General features: G+C 72.3%; 13 protein-coding genes. 10 read left to right on the forward strand and 3 right to left on the reverse strand.

Annotated elements, in window-relative coordinates:
* Positions 1–1,078 precede the first annotated feature (1,078 nt).
* Together ADL05_RS11260 and ADL05_RS11265 are read left to right on the forward strand one after the other, a co-directional pair.
* A complete protein-coding gene (locus ADL05_RS11260; protein ID WP_053616861.1) occupies positions 1,079–2,368 on the forward strand; it encodes a citrate synthase in 1,290 nt (429 codons plus the stop codon).
* 415 nt (positions 2,369–2,783) lie between these two features.
* Positions 2,784–3,542, forward strand: a complete 759-nt coding sequence (locus ADL05_RS11265; protein ID WP_053616862.1) for an HdeD family acid-resistance protein — start codon at positions 2,784–2,786, stop codon at positions 3,540–3,542.
* A 13-nt stretch (positions 3,543–3,555) separates the two neighbouring features.
* On the opposite strand, the gene ADL05_RS11270 is transcribed toward ADL05_RS11265, so the two are convergent.
* Positions 3,556–3,870: a putative quinol monooxygenase gene (locus ADL05_RS11270; protein ID WP_053616863.1), complete on the reverse strand. Its 315-nt coding sequence runs from the start codon at positions 3,868–3,870 to the stop codon at positions 3,556–3,558.
* Between the two features lie 88 nt (positions 3,871–3,958).
* Positions 3,959–4,153: a hypothetical protein gene (locus ADL05_RS11275; RefSeq protein ID WP_053616864.1), complete on the reverse strand. Its 195-nt coding sequence runs from the start codon at positions 4,151–4,153 to the stop codon at positions 3,959–3,961.
* A gap of 217 nt (positions 4,154–4,370) precedes the next feature.
* Here ADL05_RS11275 and ADL05_RS11280 point away from each other — a divergent pair, with 217 nt between their 5' ends.
* From ADL05_RS11280 to ADL05_RS11315, 8 genes are all read left to right on the forward strand, one after another.
* Complete coding sequence (locus ADL05_RS11280; RefSeq protein ID WP_053616865.1) at positions 4,371–5,618, forward strand: hypothetical protein; 1,248 nt, start codon at positions 4,371–4,373, stop codon at positions 5,616–5,618.
* Positions 5,615–8,041, forward strand: a complete 2,427-nt coding sequence (locus tag ADL05_RS11285; protein WP_053616866.1) for a serine/threonine-protein kinase — start codon at positions 5,615–5,617, stop codon at positions 8,039–8,041. The genes ADL05_RS11280 and ADL05_RS11285 overlap by 4 nt, the downstream gene beginning before the upstream one ends.
* Positions 8,042–8,058: 17 nt before the next feature.
* Positions 8,059–9,360, forward strand: coding sequence for a PP2C family serine/threonine-protein phosphatase (locus ADL05_RS11290; RefSeq protein WP_053616867.1), 1,302 nt, complete (start codon positions 8,059–8,061; stop codon positions 9,358–9,360).
* A complete protein-coding gene (locus ADL05_RS11295) occupies positions 9,344–10,693 on the forward strand; it encodes a VWA domain-containing protein (protein ID WP_053616868.1) in 1,350 nt (449 codons plus the stop codon). The genes ADL05_RS11290 and ADL05_RS11295 overlap by 17 nt, the downstream gene beginning before the upstream one ends.
* Positions 10,694–10,702: 9 nt before the next feature.
* Entirely contained in the window at positions 10,703–11,437 is a 735-nt protein-coding gene (locus tag ADL05_RS11300; protein ID WP_053616869.1) for an FHA domain-containing protein, read from the forward strand.
* 135 nt (positions 11,438–11,572) lie between these two features.
* Positions 11,573–12,937: a hypothetical protein gene (locus ADL05_RS11305; RefSeq protein WP_053616940.1), complete on the forward strand. Its 1,365-nt coding sequence runs from the start codon at positions 11,573–11,575 to the stop codon at positions 12,935–12,937.
* A gap of 18 nt (positions 12,938–12,955) precedes the next feature.
* The gene (locus ADL05_RS11310) at positions 12,956–13,795 is read left to right on the forward strand and encodes a glutamate ABC transporter substrate-binding protein (RefSeq protein WP_053616870.1); all 840 of its coding nucleotides are present in this window, start codon (positions 12,956–12,958) and stop codon (positions 13,793–13,795) included.
* A gap of 108 nt (positions 13,796–13,903) precedes the next feature.
* Complete coding sequence (locus ADL05_RS11315; RefSeq protein WP_053616871.1) at positions 13,904–14,197, forward strand: DUF6221 family protein; 294 nt, start codon at positions 13,904–13,906, stop codon at positions 14,195–14,197.
* Between the two features lie 467 nt (positions 14,198–14,664).
* Here ADL05_RS11315 and ADL05_RS11320 read toward each other — a convergent pair whose 3' ends face one another.
* Positions 14,665–15,354, reverse strand: a complete 690-nt coding sequence (locus tag ADL05_RS11320) for an HAD family hydrolase (protein WP_053616872.1) — start codon at positions 15,352–15,354, stop codon at positions 14,665–14,667.
* Positions 15,355–15,389: the final 35 nt, after the last annotated feature.

Consider the following 15,389-nt stretch of genomic DNA (forward strand, 5'->3'; position numbering starts at 1 on the left):
CGCGGAGGTGCTGCGGCGCCGCAACGACGGCGAACTCCTGGTGCTCGTGCACAACAAGTGGCGGCTGCGCGTCATCGAGCGCGAGCACCCCGGCCTGCTGATGGAACCGCTCCTCGCGGGCGGCGTCGTCGAGGGCGACTGATCCGTCAGGGGCGACCCATCCCCGCCGGTGCTCCGGACCGGCCGTGTCCGTGCCCTCGCGTGTGGACGGCCCCATCGGTGCTCCGGACCGACCGCGTCCGTGCCCTCGCACGTGGAACCGCCGAGGCTCCGGACCGGCGCGACTTCGGCCCCGACCGTGCCCCCGCGCGGTGACCACGCCTGTGATCCGTCCCACCGGTGGCCATTTCGCCCAGGGTTGTTCACGGTGTTTACCCCGCGTGAAAACCGATGACGCTTTGTCGATGCCTTCGCGTCGCTGACGGGCAATGAGTCCAGTGTTCGGGCGTCCCGGTATCCGTGTGGTCGAGAAAGTCTCACGGTGCGGTCGGGGGCGGTGTGAAATCCCGTGCCCGGGGCACACAGAGTGGACATCTTCCGGCGCTCAGCCGTGGGGGCGGTGGGGCGCACGAGGTGCGGTACACCCGGGTGGAGGCCAAGATCACCGCCTCCGGGGCACCCCGCGCCAGCTGCCGTGATCTGGGCGAAGGTACCCTGTGGGAAGGCCACTAGAGCTCGCTCGAACACCTGACCGCACCGCCGGTCGCCCGGGTCTGTCCAGATCTGTGAAGGGGCGTCCGGGGACGACGGGTTCGGGATGGGAGAAGTGCTCAGGGGACCGGTACAGGAGGCGGCGGCGCCATCGGGGGACCCCCGGTGCCGCCCGTGAAGCCTCAGGGTGATCACGGTGTAATCGACGGCTGGCAAAGATTGTAAATATTCACTGTGTGGTAATTATCCGCGCGTCTGGGTATGTGTTGCATGTCACCTGTTCGCGAAACGGTGGAACTTATATGATTTTGCTTAACCGTTGTTTAACAAAACAGAACAATAACGAGTGAATCAAGAACGTGGCGGCGGACCGTCCCGCGTCTGACGCACCTCACGTATCCCCCGCCTGGAAAGGTTGACCTCGGGCATGAGCGAAGACGACAAAGAGCGCACGGTGGAGCTCCACTACGACGGCGGCGTCCTGAAGCTGCCGGTGTTCACCGGTACCGAGGGTGAACGCACCATCGAGCTGAAGACACTGCTGGGCTCGACCGGTATGACCACCCTGGATCCGGGGTTCGGCAACACCGCTTCGTGTAGCTCGAAGATCACCTACATCGACGGTGCGGCCGGGATCCTGCGCTACCGCGGGTACCCCATCGAGGACCTCGCCGTGGGCGCGACCTTCCTCGAGGTCGCCTACCTGGTGATCTACGGCGAGCTTCCGGAGCCGGCCCAGCTCAAGGAGTTCTCCGGCAAGCTGCGCGAGAACGCCGCCATCCCCGACGACATGGGCGCGCTCATCGACGCGATGCCCCGCAACGGGCACCCGATGTCCCTGATGGCCAGTGCCGTCAACACCCTCGCCGCCTACTACGACGACAGCGTCGACCCCTCCGACGAGGAGCAGGTCGAGCTGGCCACGATCCGGCTGATGGCCAAGCTGCCGACGATCGCGTCGCGCATCTACCGCAACTCCATCGGCGAGAAGCCGATTAACCCGGACGAGTCCCTCGACTACGTCGAGAACTTCATCAAGATGACGTTCGGCGAACGCGCCCCCGAGGGCGAGCTCGGCGAGCTGTTCAACAAGGCCGTCGGCATGCTGCTCGTCCTGCACGCGGACCACGAGCTGAACTGCTCCACCGCCACCGTGCGCGTCGTCGGCTCCTCGCAGGCCGACATCTACGCCAGCGTCGCCTCCGGCATCAACGCCCTGTCCGGCCCGTCGCACGGCGGCGCCAACCAGGCCGTGCTGGAGATGCTGGAGGAGATCCGCGACTCCGGCATCAGCATCGACGACTTCCTGGAGCGGGTGAAGGCGCGCGAGATGCGCCTGATGGGCTTCGGCCACCGGGTCTACAAGAACTTCGACCCGCGCAGCAAGGAGATCAAGGTTCTGGCCAGCCAGATCCTCGACCGGGACGAGAACCCCGACGAGCTGTTCAAGCTGGCCCTGAAGCTGGAGGCCGCCGCGCTCGCCGACTCCTACTTCACCGACCGCAAGCTGTACCCGAACGTCGACTTCTACACCGGCGTCATCTACCGCACCATGGGCTTCCCGACCAACATGTTCACCGTGTTGTTCGCCATCGGCCGCCTGCCCGGCTGGGTCGCCCACTACCGCGAGCAGCTGCACGACCCGGCCTTCCGGATCGCGCGCCCGCGCCAGCACTACGTCGGTGCCTCCGAGCGCCGCTACCCCGGCCAGGGCTGATCGGCTCGGGCGCCTTGAAGACGGGGCCTTCGGTCCTTCCGGTGCACGCCCTCGTTCCTCGGGAGTGCACCTCCAGGTCCTCCAGGACCCCGTCGGCGCCCTCGCTGTGCCTGCTTTGGGCCTCCGGCCGTCACCGCACCGCCCGTCCGCGTCACCGAGACGCGGGCGGGCGGCGGTGCTTCTCGGGGGCCCTGGAGACGGGGCCTTCGCGCCTTGCGGTGCGCGCCCTCGCTGTGCTTTCCCTGGGCCTCCGCCCGCAGCTCGCTTCAGCTTGGGGACGTATCCGTACTCGTGTGGGACCGGGGCTTTCCGCGTCCTTTGCCTACGCAGAGTCGTCGGTGTGCGACCTTGAGGGAACTGGCAGGGTGCGGCCCCTCGACGGGGCACGGGACGGCGCGATCGAGCGGAGGCGACGATGGTCAGGTACGCGTTGGCCGGCGACATGCTCGGAGAGCTGAGCCGGAACTGGTGGCTGGTGCTCCTACGGGGGATCGCCGCGATCGTCTTCGGGGTGCTGGCCCTGGTCTGGCCGGGTCTGACCCTCGTCGCCCTGGCGTTCGTGTTCGGTGTCTACGCCCTGGTCGACGCGGCAGCGCTGGCCTACGCGGCCTACCGCTCCGCGCCGGTCGGCCGGGCGGGACTGGTCCTGCAGGCGGCCCTGAGCGGCCTGATGGGCGTCATCGCGCTGCTCTGGCCGCTGGCGGCGATCGTCGCGCTGGTCTTCCTGATCGGTGTGTGGGCGATCCTGACCGGTGTGGCGGAGATCGTCGCCGCCGTGCGGCTGCGGGCGCACATCACCTCGGAGTGGCTGCTGATCTTCGTCGGCGCCCTGTCCGTCGTCTTCGGTCTGCTGCTGTGGTTCTGGCCCCTGGAAGGGGCCCAGGCCATCATCTTCGTGGTCGGGATCTACGCCGTCATCTTCGGCGTCGTGCTGGCCGTCGCCGGGGTCCGGCTCCGGGGCGCGGCCGACGCCTTCGTCCCGCCGGCCGAGCGGGGCCGCTCCGGGGCGCCGGACGACGCGCCCGTGGAGGACTACGCGGGCGGCGAGGACTTCGGCGGGGACCGGGGCGGCCTCCGGCCCGACGCGGGGGAGGAGCCGCGTTCGGGCGGACGCCACCGGTCTCGCCGGGACGAGGAGCCCCCGGAACCGCCGGAGGCCCCCGGCCGGATCTGATCGCCGCGCGCCCTCACTCCTCGCTGACGAGCAGGGCCCCGAGGCGGTCGGACTGGCTGCCCGGGACGACCAGCGCGGCCTTCTGCTCCTGCCACGAGAGGAAGTGCGGCGTCCGCCGGTGCGCCTCCAGCGCCTCCTGGTCGGCGAACACCTCGTAGACCCAGAACAGGTCCGGGTCGACGGTGTCGGCGGCGACGTCGAAGCGCAGGCAGCCCGGCTCGTCGCGGACCGAGGCCACGGCGTTGCGCGAGATCCCGGTGAGGAAGTCGGCCCGCCGGCCCGGGAGGACGCGGACGGAGACGACGAGGCTGACGGAGCGGTCGGGCACGGGGCCTCCCAGCGGTGGACGTCGTGGCGATGGTGACGGATCCGGGGGCCGCGCGCGGTCCGGATCCGGCTCGGCGCTCCCGAGGGGATCAGTCGCCCAGCGAGTACCCCCGCTCGGCGACCAGTTCCCGCAGCACGCGCACCGCCTTGGGCCCCATGCCGTGCAGCCGCAGGAGCCGCGCCGCGCTGGCTCCGTCCAACTGGGCCGGTTCCGTGTATCCGGCCGCGGTCAGGGCGCGCCTGGCGGGGGCGCTCAGTCCCGGGAAGGCTTCCGTCTCGTCCATGACCCGTTTCTACCCCAGGCCGCCACCGATCCGCGGTACGACGCGGTTGACCGTACGTGGCCTCCGCATGGGTGCTCTCTTGTGGTTGGGGTAGGTCAACGACAGACTCTTGTCCAGTAAAGGAACGGTGTTCGCCCGCGGGCCCCCGCGCACCCGGGCGACCGAAACGGGGAGTGATACGGCGGTGGCGAGCGCGTCTGGGGCGAGGATGCCGCCAATGAGCTGGGAGGGCATCGACCACGCCCTGAACCGTGTCCGGGGTGAGGCCGACCGGATCGCCCTCAACCTGGCCGATCTGGACCAGCACGTCGGCCACCGCCTGCTCAGGGGAGCCGAGCTGACGGGCCGCACCCTGGCGCGGTGGGAGCACGCCAGTCGGCATGTCCACAGCCTGTGGACGGTCCACGGCGCCTTCCGGTCCGTGGTGGAGAGCGCGACCGAGCTGCACGCCCAGGGCCGCGACGCCCAGCGCGAGCTCACCTTCCTGCTGACGGGTGAGTCCGTCACGCTGGCGCGCGAGGTGCCGCTGGCCGAACGCGGGCTCCTGGACGAGGACACAGAGCGCATCTCCCTGGCCGAGGCCATCGCCCGGATGTCCGCCGACTACGAGGAGGTCACCGAGGTCGTCTCGGTGGCCGAGACCGCCTGGGACGCGCTGCACCCGAGGCTCACCGAGCTGGACGCCATGTGGCAGGAGATCCGCACGCTCTCCGACATGGTCGAGCCCGGCGGCACCGAGAACGAGGCCCTGCGCGCCGAACTCGAACTCGTGGCCGAGGTCGTCAGGCGCGACCCCCTGTCGCTGTTCGAGGACGGCCGGGTGGACACCTCGTCCCTGGAGCGCATGCGGGGCCGCCTGGAGCGCATCCGCGGCGAGCTCCGCGACGCCCTGCGCATGCGCGACTCCTTCGACGAGAGCGTGGAGCGGCTCAGCTCGGCCGTCGACGACGTGGAGTCCGTCCTGAGCCGCGCCCGCGAGCTGCGGGACCAGGTCGTGCGCAAGATCTCCTCGCCGGAGGCCGTCGGAGTCCCCGATCCCGTCCCCGAGCTGCGCGCGCGGCTCAAGGGCATGGACGCCCTGCGCGCCCAGGGCCGCTGGCGCGACCTCGGCGCCCTGCTCGGCGAGCTCCAGCGCGCCGTCCACACGGCCGCCGACGACGCCCGCGACAGGGAGTCGAACCTGACGGGCCTGTTGGAGCGCCGTGCCGAACTCCGCGGCCGCCTGGACGCCTACCGGGCGCGGGCCGTCCGCCTGGGCCTCGCCGAGCACGACCGGCTGGTCGAGCTGCACCGCGAGGCGCACTGGGGCCTGTGGAGCGCGCCCTGCGACCTGCGCCGGGCCACGGTCGCCCTCTCCGCGTACCAGAGGACGCTGGTCGAACTCTCGGGAACCGAATCGGCTCAGAACAGAACCACACCGGGCGCGGGGGCGTCAGACGGCGAGAGCGAGGGTGGTGTGAGATGACCCAGTGCACGACCTCCGGCTGCCGGGGCCGGATCGAGGACGGCTTCTGCGGCGTGTGCGGACTGGCGCCCGTCGACGCGGTCGCCGCCTCGGGCCCCCAGCAGTCCCTGCGGCCGCCCTTCTCGGGCCCGCAGGCGTCCCTGCGGCCGTCCTTCACGGGGCCACGGACGTCTGTGCCGGGGACCTCCTCCGGTCCGCAGCGGCCGTTCGGCGCCGTGCCGCCGAACGAGGCCCTCGACCAGTGGCCGACCGACATCTCCGGCGGCGACTCCGTCCACTCGCATCCCGTCTCCGGCAACGTCAAGCTCTCCGGGCGCTCCGGTCCCGGGAGCGTCGGCGGGGCCGTGAACGGCGGCGGGTCGTCGCGCTCCAGCCGCCGGTCGGACCGCGGCATGCTCGGCGAGGGCATGGTCGAGGTCCCGCTGGTGCCCTACCGCGACCCCGCCGAGGCCGTCATGGCCGACCCCGTGGTCGCGGAGAAGAACCGGTTCTGCGGCAACTGCGGCGAGAAGGTCGGCCGGTCGAGGGGAGACCAGCCCGGTCGCACCGAGGGCTTCTGCCGCAAGTGCGGGACGCAGTTCTCGTTCACCCCCAAACTCGCCAACGGCGACCAGGTCGGCGGCCAGTACGAGGTGCTCGGCTGCCTGGCGCACGGCGGCCTGGGCTGGATCTACCTCGCCCGCGACCGCAACGTCAACGACCGCTGGGTCGTGCTCAAGGGCCTGCTCAACGCCGGCGACGCCGAGGCGCACAAGGCCGCCGCGGCCGAACGGGCGTTCCTGTCCGAGGTCGAGCACCCCAACATCGTCAAGATCATCAACTTCTCCCAGCACCCCGACCCCCGCACCGGGATCCCCGGCGGGCACATCGTCATGGAGTACGTCGGCGGCAAGTCCCTGCGCGAACTCCTCATCGAGCGCCGGGAACAGGGCACCGGCGACGAGGTCCTGCCCGTCGACCAGGTGATCGCCTACGGGCTGGAGTCGCTGCGGGCCCTCGGCTACCTGCACAGCAAGGGCCTGCTCTACTGCGACTTCAAGCCCGACAACGTCATCCAGAGCGAGGAGCAGATCAAGCTCATCGACCTGGGCGGCGTGCGGCGCATGGACGACACCCAGAGCCCCGTCTACACCACTCCGGGCTACCGGGTGCCCGAGGAGGAGCTGCGCGGCCCCGGGCCCACGATCAGCGCCGACCTGTACTCCGTCGGCCGGGCGCTGGCCGTCCTCAGCTTCCGGTTCAGCTTCATGCGCGAGCACCCGCACAGCCTCCCGCCGCGCGAGAGCGTGCCGCTGCTCCAGCGCTACGAGTCCTACGACCGCCTGCTCCGGCGCGCCACCCACATCGACATCGAGCGGCGCTTCCACGACGCCGGCGACATGGCCGACCAGCTGACCGGTGTCCTGCGCGAGGTCCTGTCGGACCTGCAGGGGGCGCCGCACCCGGCGCCCTCGTCCCTTTTCGGCGGGGAGAACTTCACCGGGGGCTCCGAGTCCGGCGCCCACCACGCCGACCGCATGCTGAGCCCGCCCTCGCCGACCGAGGCGGCGACCCTGCTGCCCAGCCCGCTGATCGACCCCGCCGACCCCGCGGCGCAGCACCTGCGGGGCTTCTCCTCGCTGCCCGCGGACGAGCTGGTGCCCGCGCTGCGCGCCATGCCGGCCCCCACACCGGAGACCAGGCTGATGCTCACCCGCACCCTGCTCACCGCGGGACGGCACGGCGAGGCCATGGACGTCCTGCAGAGGTTCGCCGAGGCCGTCCCCGGCGACTGGCGCACGATGTGGTACCTGGCCGTCGCCGAGCTGAGCACCGGGCGCTTCCGGGAGGCGCGCGAGCACTTCGACGAGCTCTTCGACCACCTGCCCGGGGAGATCGCCCCCAAGCTCGGCCTGGCCATCGCCTGCGAGCGCGTGGGTGAGCACGAGACCGCCGCGCGGCAGTACCAGACGGTGTGGGGTACCGACCACTCCTTCGTCAGCGCCGCCTTCGGCCTGGCCCGGATCCGGTTGGCCCAGGGCGACCGGAGCGCGGCGATCGCGGTGCTGGACACCGTGCCCGAACTGTCGAGCCTGTACGTGCAGGCGCAGACCGCGCTCATCGCCGTCCTCGCCACGCCCCAGCGCGCGACCGGCGCCGCGGACTTCGTCCAGGCCGGCCGCCGCCTGGAACGGATCGGGCTGGACGGCGAGTCCGCCGACCGCCTGGCCGCGCGGGTCCTGGAGGCCGCGCTGGGCTGGCTGGACGCGGGCGGCCGGCCCCCGGAGCGGCAGTCGCTGCTCGGCGACCGTTTCACCGAGGACGGCGTGCGGACCAACCTGGACCGGCGGTACCGGGCTCTGGCCTACCGCGCGACCGGGGCGTCCGAGCGGTACGAGCTCGTCGACAAGGCCAACTCCCTGCGTCCAGTGACGCTGCTGTGAGGAACGAGGGATCACCGATGACCGTGGTGCGCACCTGCCCCGTCTGCTCGGACACCGTGGCCGCCGGTGACGTCTTCTGCGAGCGGTGCGGCCGCACCCTGCCGGACGACGTGCGCGAGGCCCGCGACACCGACGCGGTGGCCACGGCTCCGCAGGAGAGCCTGGCCGACCAGTCGCGGCCAGGGCTCGTCCCCGGTGACGGCGCGCCGACCGCTCCGCAGGTGAGCCTCAGCGGCCTCGCCACGAGCGAGGAGCCCTCGGGCGACCCCGAGTGGGAGGCGGTCGACGCCATGGCCACCCAGCCGGTGCGGCGTGCCCAGCGGCCCGCGGGGGTCCCGGCGCCCGCCCCGGCCCCCGAGGGGGTGGCGCCCGAGTGGCCGCCCCCGGCCACGGGCAGCAACCCCGTACAGCCGACCAACCCGGGCCTGTGCGTCTGGTGCCCGGGCACCGTCCTGGACGGGTACTGCGAGAAGTGCGGCTTCCTCCAGCCCACCGGCCGCGACCACGTCGAGGTGCGCACCCGGTCCGCGGTGGGCGTCAGCGACCGCGGCCTGCGGCACCGGCGCAACGAGGACGCCATGGCGGTCCGGGTCGTGGACGCCGACGACCCCCACGCCCCGGGCTCGGTCGTGGCCGTGGTCTGCGACGGCGTGTCCAGCTCACCGCGCTCGGACGAGGCCTCGCGGATCACGGCCGAGACGGGCGCGACCGTCCTCGCCGAACGGCTGCGCCGGGGCGAGGACCCCCGCGCCGCCACCGGAGCGGCGATGACCCGCGCCGCGGAGGCGGTGGCCGGGATCGCCGAGTCGCCCAGCTCCGCTCCGGCCTGCACGTACGTCTCCGCGGTGGTCGACCCCGCCACGGGGACGACCACCATCGGCTGGGTGGGCGACAGCCGCGCGTACTGGCTCTCCGGCGCCCCCACCTCCAGCGCCTCGGCGCTGCTCACCAAGGACGACTCCTGGAGCGAGGCGATGGTGCAGGCCGGTGCGCTCTCGCGGGAGGAGGCGATGAGATCGGCCAACGCGCACGCCCTCATCGCGTGGATGGGCGCCGACTCCGGGGAGATCGACGCCCACATCTCGACCGTGACCCCGACCGGCCCCGGCGCCGTCGTACTGTGCAGCGACGGACTCTGGAACTACTACCCCGAGGCGCAGGCCCTGACCGACGCCGTTCCCGGAGCGGGAGCGGAGCCCCACGGCGCCGCCCGCGCCTATGTCAGCCTGGCGCTGAAGGCGGGGGGCAAGGACAACATCACCGTCGTCGTCATTCCCGTACCCACCGCACAAGGGGGTCACCGTGCCGAACAGGCCTGACCAAGCCGGCGAGCCGGAGTTCCGCGTCGAGATCGACCAGAACAGGTTCCTGCCCATCGGCAGGGGCGAGGTGCACGCGGTCGTCAGTGTCACCTCCAACAGCCCGATCCTGGTGGGGACGTCCGTGCGCGCCTCCGAGGTGATCATCGTGGACACCTCGGGGTCCATGTACGGCGAGAAGCTCAACGCGGCCAAGCAGGCCGCCCGCGCCGCCATCGAGGCCCTGCGCGACGGCGTCAACTTCGCGGTGGTCGCCGGGCACCGGACGGCGCAGATGATCTATCCGGCCGAGGACCGGCTGGTGAAGGTCGACGCCCGGACCCGGGCCGAGGCGCTGGACGCGGTCGGCACGCTGCGGGCGGACGGCGGGACGCGCATGGGCACCTGGCTCGCCCGCGCCGCGGAGCTGTTCACGCCGGTGGACGAGGGCATCAAGCACGCCATCCTGCTGACCGACGGGCAGAACAACGAACCGCCCGAGGAGTTCGAGCGGGTGCTGCGGCGGGTCGCCGGAACCTTCGTCTGCGACTGCCGCGGCGTGGGGACGGACTGGAAGGTCGACGAGCTGCGCCGGATCGACTCGGCCCTGCTCGGCGGAGGCCCCGGCATCATCGCCGACCCCGCCGACATGGCCGCGGACTTTCGCGCGATGGCCCAGGCCTCCATGGGCAAGTCGGTCGCCGACGTCGCCCTGCGCCTGTGGACGCCGCACAACGCGGTGGTGCGCTACGTCAAACAGGTCGCGCCCACGGTGCAGGACCTCAGCGGCCGCGCGGTGGAGCGGGTGCCCCAGGCGGGCGACTACCCCACTGGTTCCTGGGGCACCGAGAACCGCGACTACCACGTGTGCGTGGAGGTTCCCCCGGGCGACCCGGGCCGACAGCTGCGCGCGGGCTGGGTCCGCGTCGTCATCCCCGGCGAGCACGGCATCGACGACCACGTCCTGGCCTCGGGGAACATCCTGGCGGAGTGGACCGCAGACGAGGCCAGGGCGACGGAGATCAACCCCCGGGTGGCCCACTACACCGGCCAGGTGGAGCTGGCCCAGGCCATCCAGGACGGGCTGTCCGCCCGTCGCGACGGTGACGAGGACGTCGCCACCACACGGCTCGGACGGGCGGTCGCGCTCGCCCACGAGTCGGGCAACGAGGAGACCGCGAAGCTGCTGGAGCGGGTGGTCGACGTCATCGACCCCGTCACCGGCACGGTCCGACTCAAGCCCACCGTCGACAAGGTCGACGAGATGACGCTCGACACCAACTCGACCCGAACCGTACGGACCCGCCCCCGCCCGTCGGGGGAGGAGCCCGGCGAATCCCCCGGACCCGGGTAGGAGGGACCCATGCCGAGTTGCCCTAGCGGGCACCACTCCAGGGCGACCGACTTCTGCGACGTCTGCGGACTGCGCCTCCAGGCGCACACGCCCGCACCCGTCCCACCCCAACACCAGTACCGCCAGCCGCCCCCGCCCCGCACCGTGCCCCCGTCGGTGCCGCCGTCCGCGCCGCCTCCCCCGGCGGCGCGGCCCTCCGCCACGACCCGCGGCGGCCCCTGCCCGGAGTGCAGGACCCCCCGCGCGGGGCGCTTCTGCGAGGAGTGCGGCTACGACTTCGCCTCGCAGTCCGGCGCCCACCTGCGGCGGCACTCCGGTCCCGGATCCGGCGGGAGCGGGGCGTACTGGCGGGCGATCGTGGCCGCCGACCCGGCGTACTACCAGTACATGGTCGACCAGGGCATGCTCGACCCCGCGCAGATCTCGTTCCCGTCCAACAACCAGCAGCGCCGGGTGTCGCTCAGGGGCGAGCGCGTGCACATCGGCCGCCGGAGCGCGTCGCGGGGCTTCACGCCCGAGATCGACCTCGGCGGCCCCGGCGGCGACCCGGCGATCTCCCACATCCACGCCATCCTCGTCGCCAAGCCCGGGGACACCTGGGCCCTGGTCGACCCCGGGTCCACCAACGGCACCACCATCAACGGCACGGCCAACCCCATCGCCCCCAACGTGGAGGTTCCCCTGCATTCCAGTGACCGCATCTACGTCGGCGCGTGGACCGTCATCATCCTCCAGAAGGGGTGAACCCCGTTGACAACCCCCCAGACCGACCAGATGCGACCGCCCGGGGCCCAGGCGCCGGGGCCCGGCGGCGGACGGCCAGCCCGCTTCCGGCGCCGGCTGCGCACGACCCCGGCCCGGGTGTGGCTGCTGTCGGCGATGAGCGTCGCCGCGATCGTGGCGCTGTTCGGATCGGCCGCGTTCACGCTCAACCAGGCCAGGGACGGCCTGAACGTGCTCGGGCACAACGCCGGCCCCCAGGCGATGGCCACGACCCAGCTCTACCTGGCCCTGGCGGACATGGACGCCCGGATGGCCGACGTCCTGCTCATGGGCACCGACCACGACCTGGGGTCGGGGCGTGAGGACGCCCTGGAGCACTACGAGGGCAGCCGTGCCCGCGCCAACGAGGCGCTGCTCCAGGCGGCCTCGCTGACCGAGGGCGACACCGTCGAGGAGCGCAACGTCCAGGCGGTGCTGGACGGCATGGGCACCTACGAGCAGCTGGCCACCGAGGCGCGCCTGATCAACGACGAGGCCGCGGCCCCGCCGGGGGAGGTGGACGGGGCGGCCCTGGAGACCTACCGGGAGGCCACCCTGCTGATGCACACCGAACTGCTGCCCAAGGCCTTCAACCTGGGACTGGACTCCTCGGCGATCGTCCGCGCCAACCACGAGGAGGGGCAGGAGTCCGTGGCGATCGGCCTGGTGTGGGTCGGGGTCGTCGGCGTGGCGGCGGTGGCCTCCCTCATCGCCCTCCAGCTGTACCTGCGGGTGCGGTTCCGGCGGCGGTTCAACGTGTTCCTGCTCGCGGCGACCGCGGGATCCGTGGTGCTCACGGTGGGCGTGGTGCTGGCCCTCACCACCAGCGGCGGCCACCAGAGCCGGGCCAAGGAGGAGGGCCTGGACGCGGCGATGGCGCTCGCCCGGGCCGGGGCCATCGCGACCGACATGCAGGCCGACCAGAGCCGCTACCTCGCCGACCCGGAGCGGGCCGACAACTACCAGCAGACCTATCTCGACCGCGCCCAGGCGGTGCTGTTCCGCCCCGCCACCAACCTGGACGCCTACTACGAGCAGATCGACGGCGTCACGGCGTCCTACCCGGACCTGCCCGGCTCCGGCGGCTCCGACGAGGAGGACCCCGGCACGCTCGGCTACCTGGGACAACGGGCGCAGGACGCCCTGCTGCCCGGCCAGGAGGACGCGCTGGCCGACGTGCTGGCGGCCTACGACGCCATCCAGGACCGGGACCGGGCGATGCGCGCGGCGGCGATGGAGGGCGACACCGCGGGCGCCATCGACGAGCGGATGGGGATCGCCCACTCCGAGGACGGCGTCTTCCGGGAGTACGTGGACGCGCTGGACGAGCTCACCCGGCTCCACGAGGAGGCGTTCACCGAGGGCATCGACCGCGGCGACCGCGCGCTGGCGCCGTGGACGTGGGCGCTGCCCGCGGGCACGCTCGTCCTGTTGGCCCTCGTCGTCGCGGGTGTGCGCCCCCGGCTGGCCGAGTACCGCTGAGAGACAAGGAACAGGCCGATGAGGTACCGACACCGTCGCACCGTCGCCGCGGCCGCCCTGGCCGCCGCGGCGGTCCTGGGACTGCCCGCCTGCTCCGCGGTGGTGGGAGAGCAGGCGTCGCTGGTCGACGCGGACTCGCTGACCGTGGGCGTCAAGTACGACCAGCCCGGACTGGGGCTGGAGGGCGAGGACGGCGGGTTCACGGGCTTCGACGTGGACGTGGCCCTCTACATCGCCGACAGGCTGGGGGTGGCGGCCGAGGACGTGGAGTTCGTGGGCCTGGTCTCCAGCGAGCGCGAGGACAAGCTGGTCAGCGGTGAGGTCGACATGGTGCTGGCCACCTACTCGATCACGCCGGCCCGCAAGACCGAGGTGACCTTCGGCGGCCCCTACTACGTGGCCAAGCAGGACGTCCTGGTGCGGGCCGACGCCACCGACATCCAGAGCGTGCGCGATCTGGAGGGCGGCAGCGTGTGCCAGGGCGAGGGCTCGAACTCGGCCCGGCGCATCACCGAGGGCCTGGGGATCGACGTGGAACAGATGGACGCGCCGAGCTACAGCGCGTGCATCGACCGCCTCCGTGAGGGCGACGTGGACGCCGTGTCCACGGACAACCTCATCCTGGCCGGGTTCCTGGCCGAGGACCCCTCGGCCTTCCGGTTCGTCAACAACCCGTTCACGGACGAGAAGTACGGGGTGGGGCTGCCGTACGGGGACGTGCGGGCCTGCGAGGCGGTGAACAAGGCGGTGAGCGAGATGTACCAGGACGGGACCGCGGCCGAGCTGCTGGACACCTGGTTCGGCGAGACGGACCTGGAGGTGACCACGAGCGTGCCGCAGTTCGAGGGGTGCAGCTGAGCCCGGGACCGGTCGGGGAGCCGGTCGCGGGGGAGTGGTCGAGACGGGGGATATGGCAGATACTGACCCTTGCGCAGGGCCATGGGGGTACCGGATGGGAGTTGTCCGTTGACCATCGTCGAGTTCCTGAGTGCCCGCCTGGACGAGGACGAACGCGCGTCGAAGTCCGTGCCCGTGGGCTCCCGCGGCCGTGAGCGGGCCCTCGCGGAGGTCGCGGCCAAACGCGGGATCGTCCGCGGCTACGCCCAGGCGCACGCCGCGAGCATGCGTGTCCTGGACTCCTCCTCCGCCGTCGGGGGCGCGGACCCCTGGTCCGAACTCCTGGCCTGGCGGCGGGCCGTGAAGTACCTCGCGGCCGTCTACCGCTCGCACCCGGAGTACGACCGGTCGTGGGAGGAGTAGGGGGGTGTTCGGGCGTTCGGGCGCCTGGAAGACGGGGCCTTCGCGGCTTCCGGTGCACGCCCTCGTTCCTCGGGAGTGCACCTCCAGCCACTCCAGGACCCGTCGGCGCCCTCACCGTGCTTGCCTTGGGCCTCCGCTCGTGCCCACACCGTCGCCCGCCACCACCCTCAACGGACGCCTTCGGCGCGGTTCCTCCTGCTTCGGCCCGGATAGACCCCCTGTGGTTCCGGTGGGCTGGACCGCTCACCATCAACCCCCTGTGGCACGGCTGGGGGGTGCTTGGCGCCGGGTCCTTCGTCGTCGCCCGCGCCTGTGCTCGTGCCCACACCGTCGCCCGCCACCACCCTCAACGGACGCCTTCGGCGCGGTTCATCCTGCTTTGGCCCGGATCTACCCCCTGCGGTTGAGGTGAGCTGGGCCGCTCACCTTTGACGCCCTGGGGTGCGCGTGGGCGTCTGGTGGACGGGTCACTTGAGGGCGAGGAGGCCGTCCACGACCTCGACCAGGTCCCGGCCGGTCACGTCCGGCGGGGTGAACACCGAGGGGAACCGGCCCTCCAGGTGGGCCGACCACCCGGTGACCAGTCCCGCCCGGGCGCCGCCCGCCACGTCCCAGCCGTGCGCGGTGACCAGGGCGAGGCGGTCGGGTTCGACCTCCAGGGCCTCGGCCGCGGCCAGGTACGGGGTGGCGGACGGCTTCCAGCTGTTCGGAGCCGCGCAACTCAGGACGCCGTCGACCAGCGCGTCCAGGCCCGACCGCGCCATCAGCGCGGTGGTGGGGCCGTCGTCGCCGTTGCCCAGCGTCACCACCGTGAGCCCGGCCTCACGCGCGGCGGTCAGGGCGTCCGCCGCCTCGCGCCGCTCGGTGAGCTCGGACATCCCCTCGATGATCGCGTCCTCGGCGGCGGGGGCGATCTGGTGCCCGGTGATGTCGCGGAGCGCCCCGCGGGCGACCTCCTCGAAGGTGTGGCCGCCGCCGAGCAGCGCGAGGGCGAACGCGTCCCTCAGCAGGTGGTCGCTCCAGCGGGTCATGAGGACGCGGGGGATCCCGGCCGCGCGGAAGCGCCACTCCAGCGGGGCGAGCGGGAAGAGGGTGTCGAGGACGTCGAAGGCGAGGGCGAGCGGTCGGCGGGGCGCGGGTGAGGGGGCGGCGGTCATCGGCTCACTCAACTCCTGGGGAGTGCGGGGGCTGC

Source organism: Nocardiopsis sp. NRRL B-16309 (genome assembly GCF_001279585.1).
In the GTDB taxonomy this organism is placed as follows: domain Bacteria; phylum Actinomycetota; class Actinomycetes; order Streptosporangiales; family Streptosporangiaceae; genus Nocardiopsis.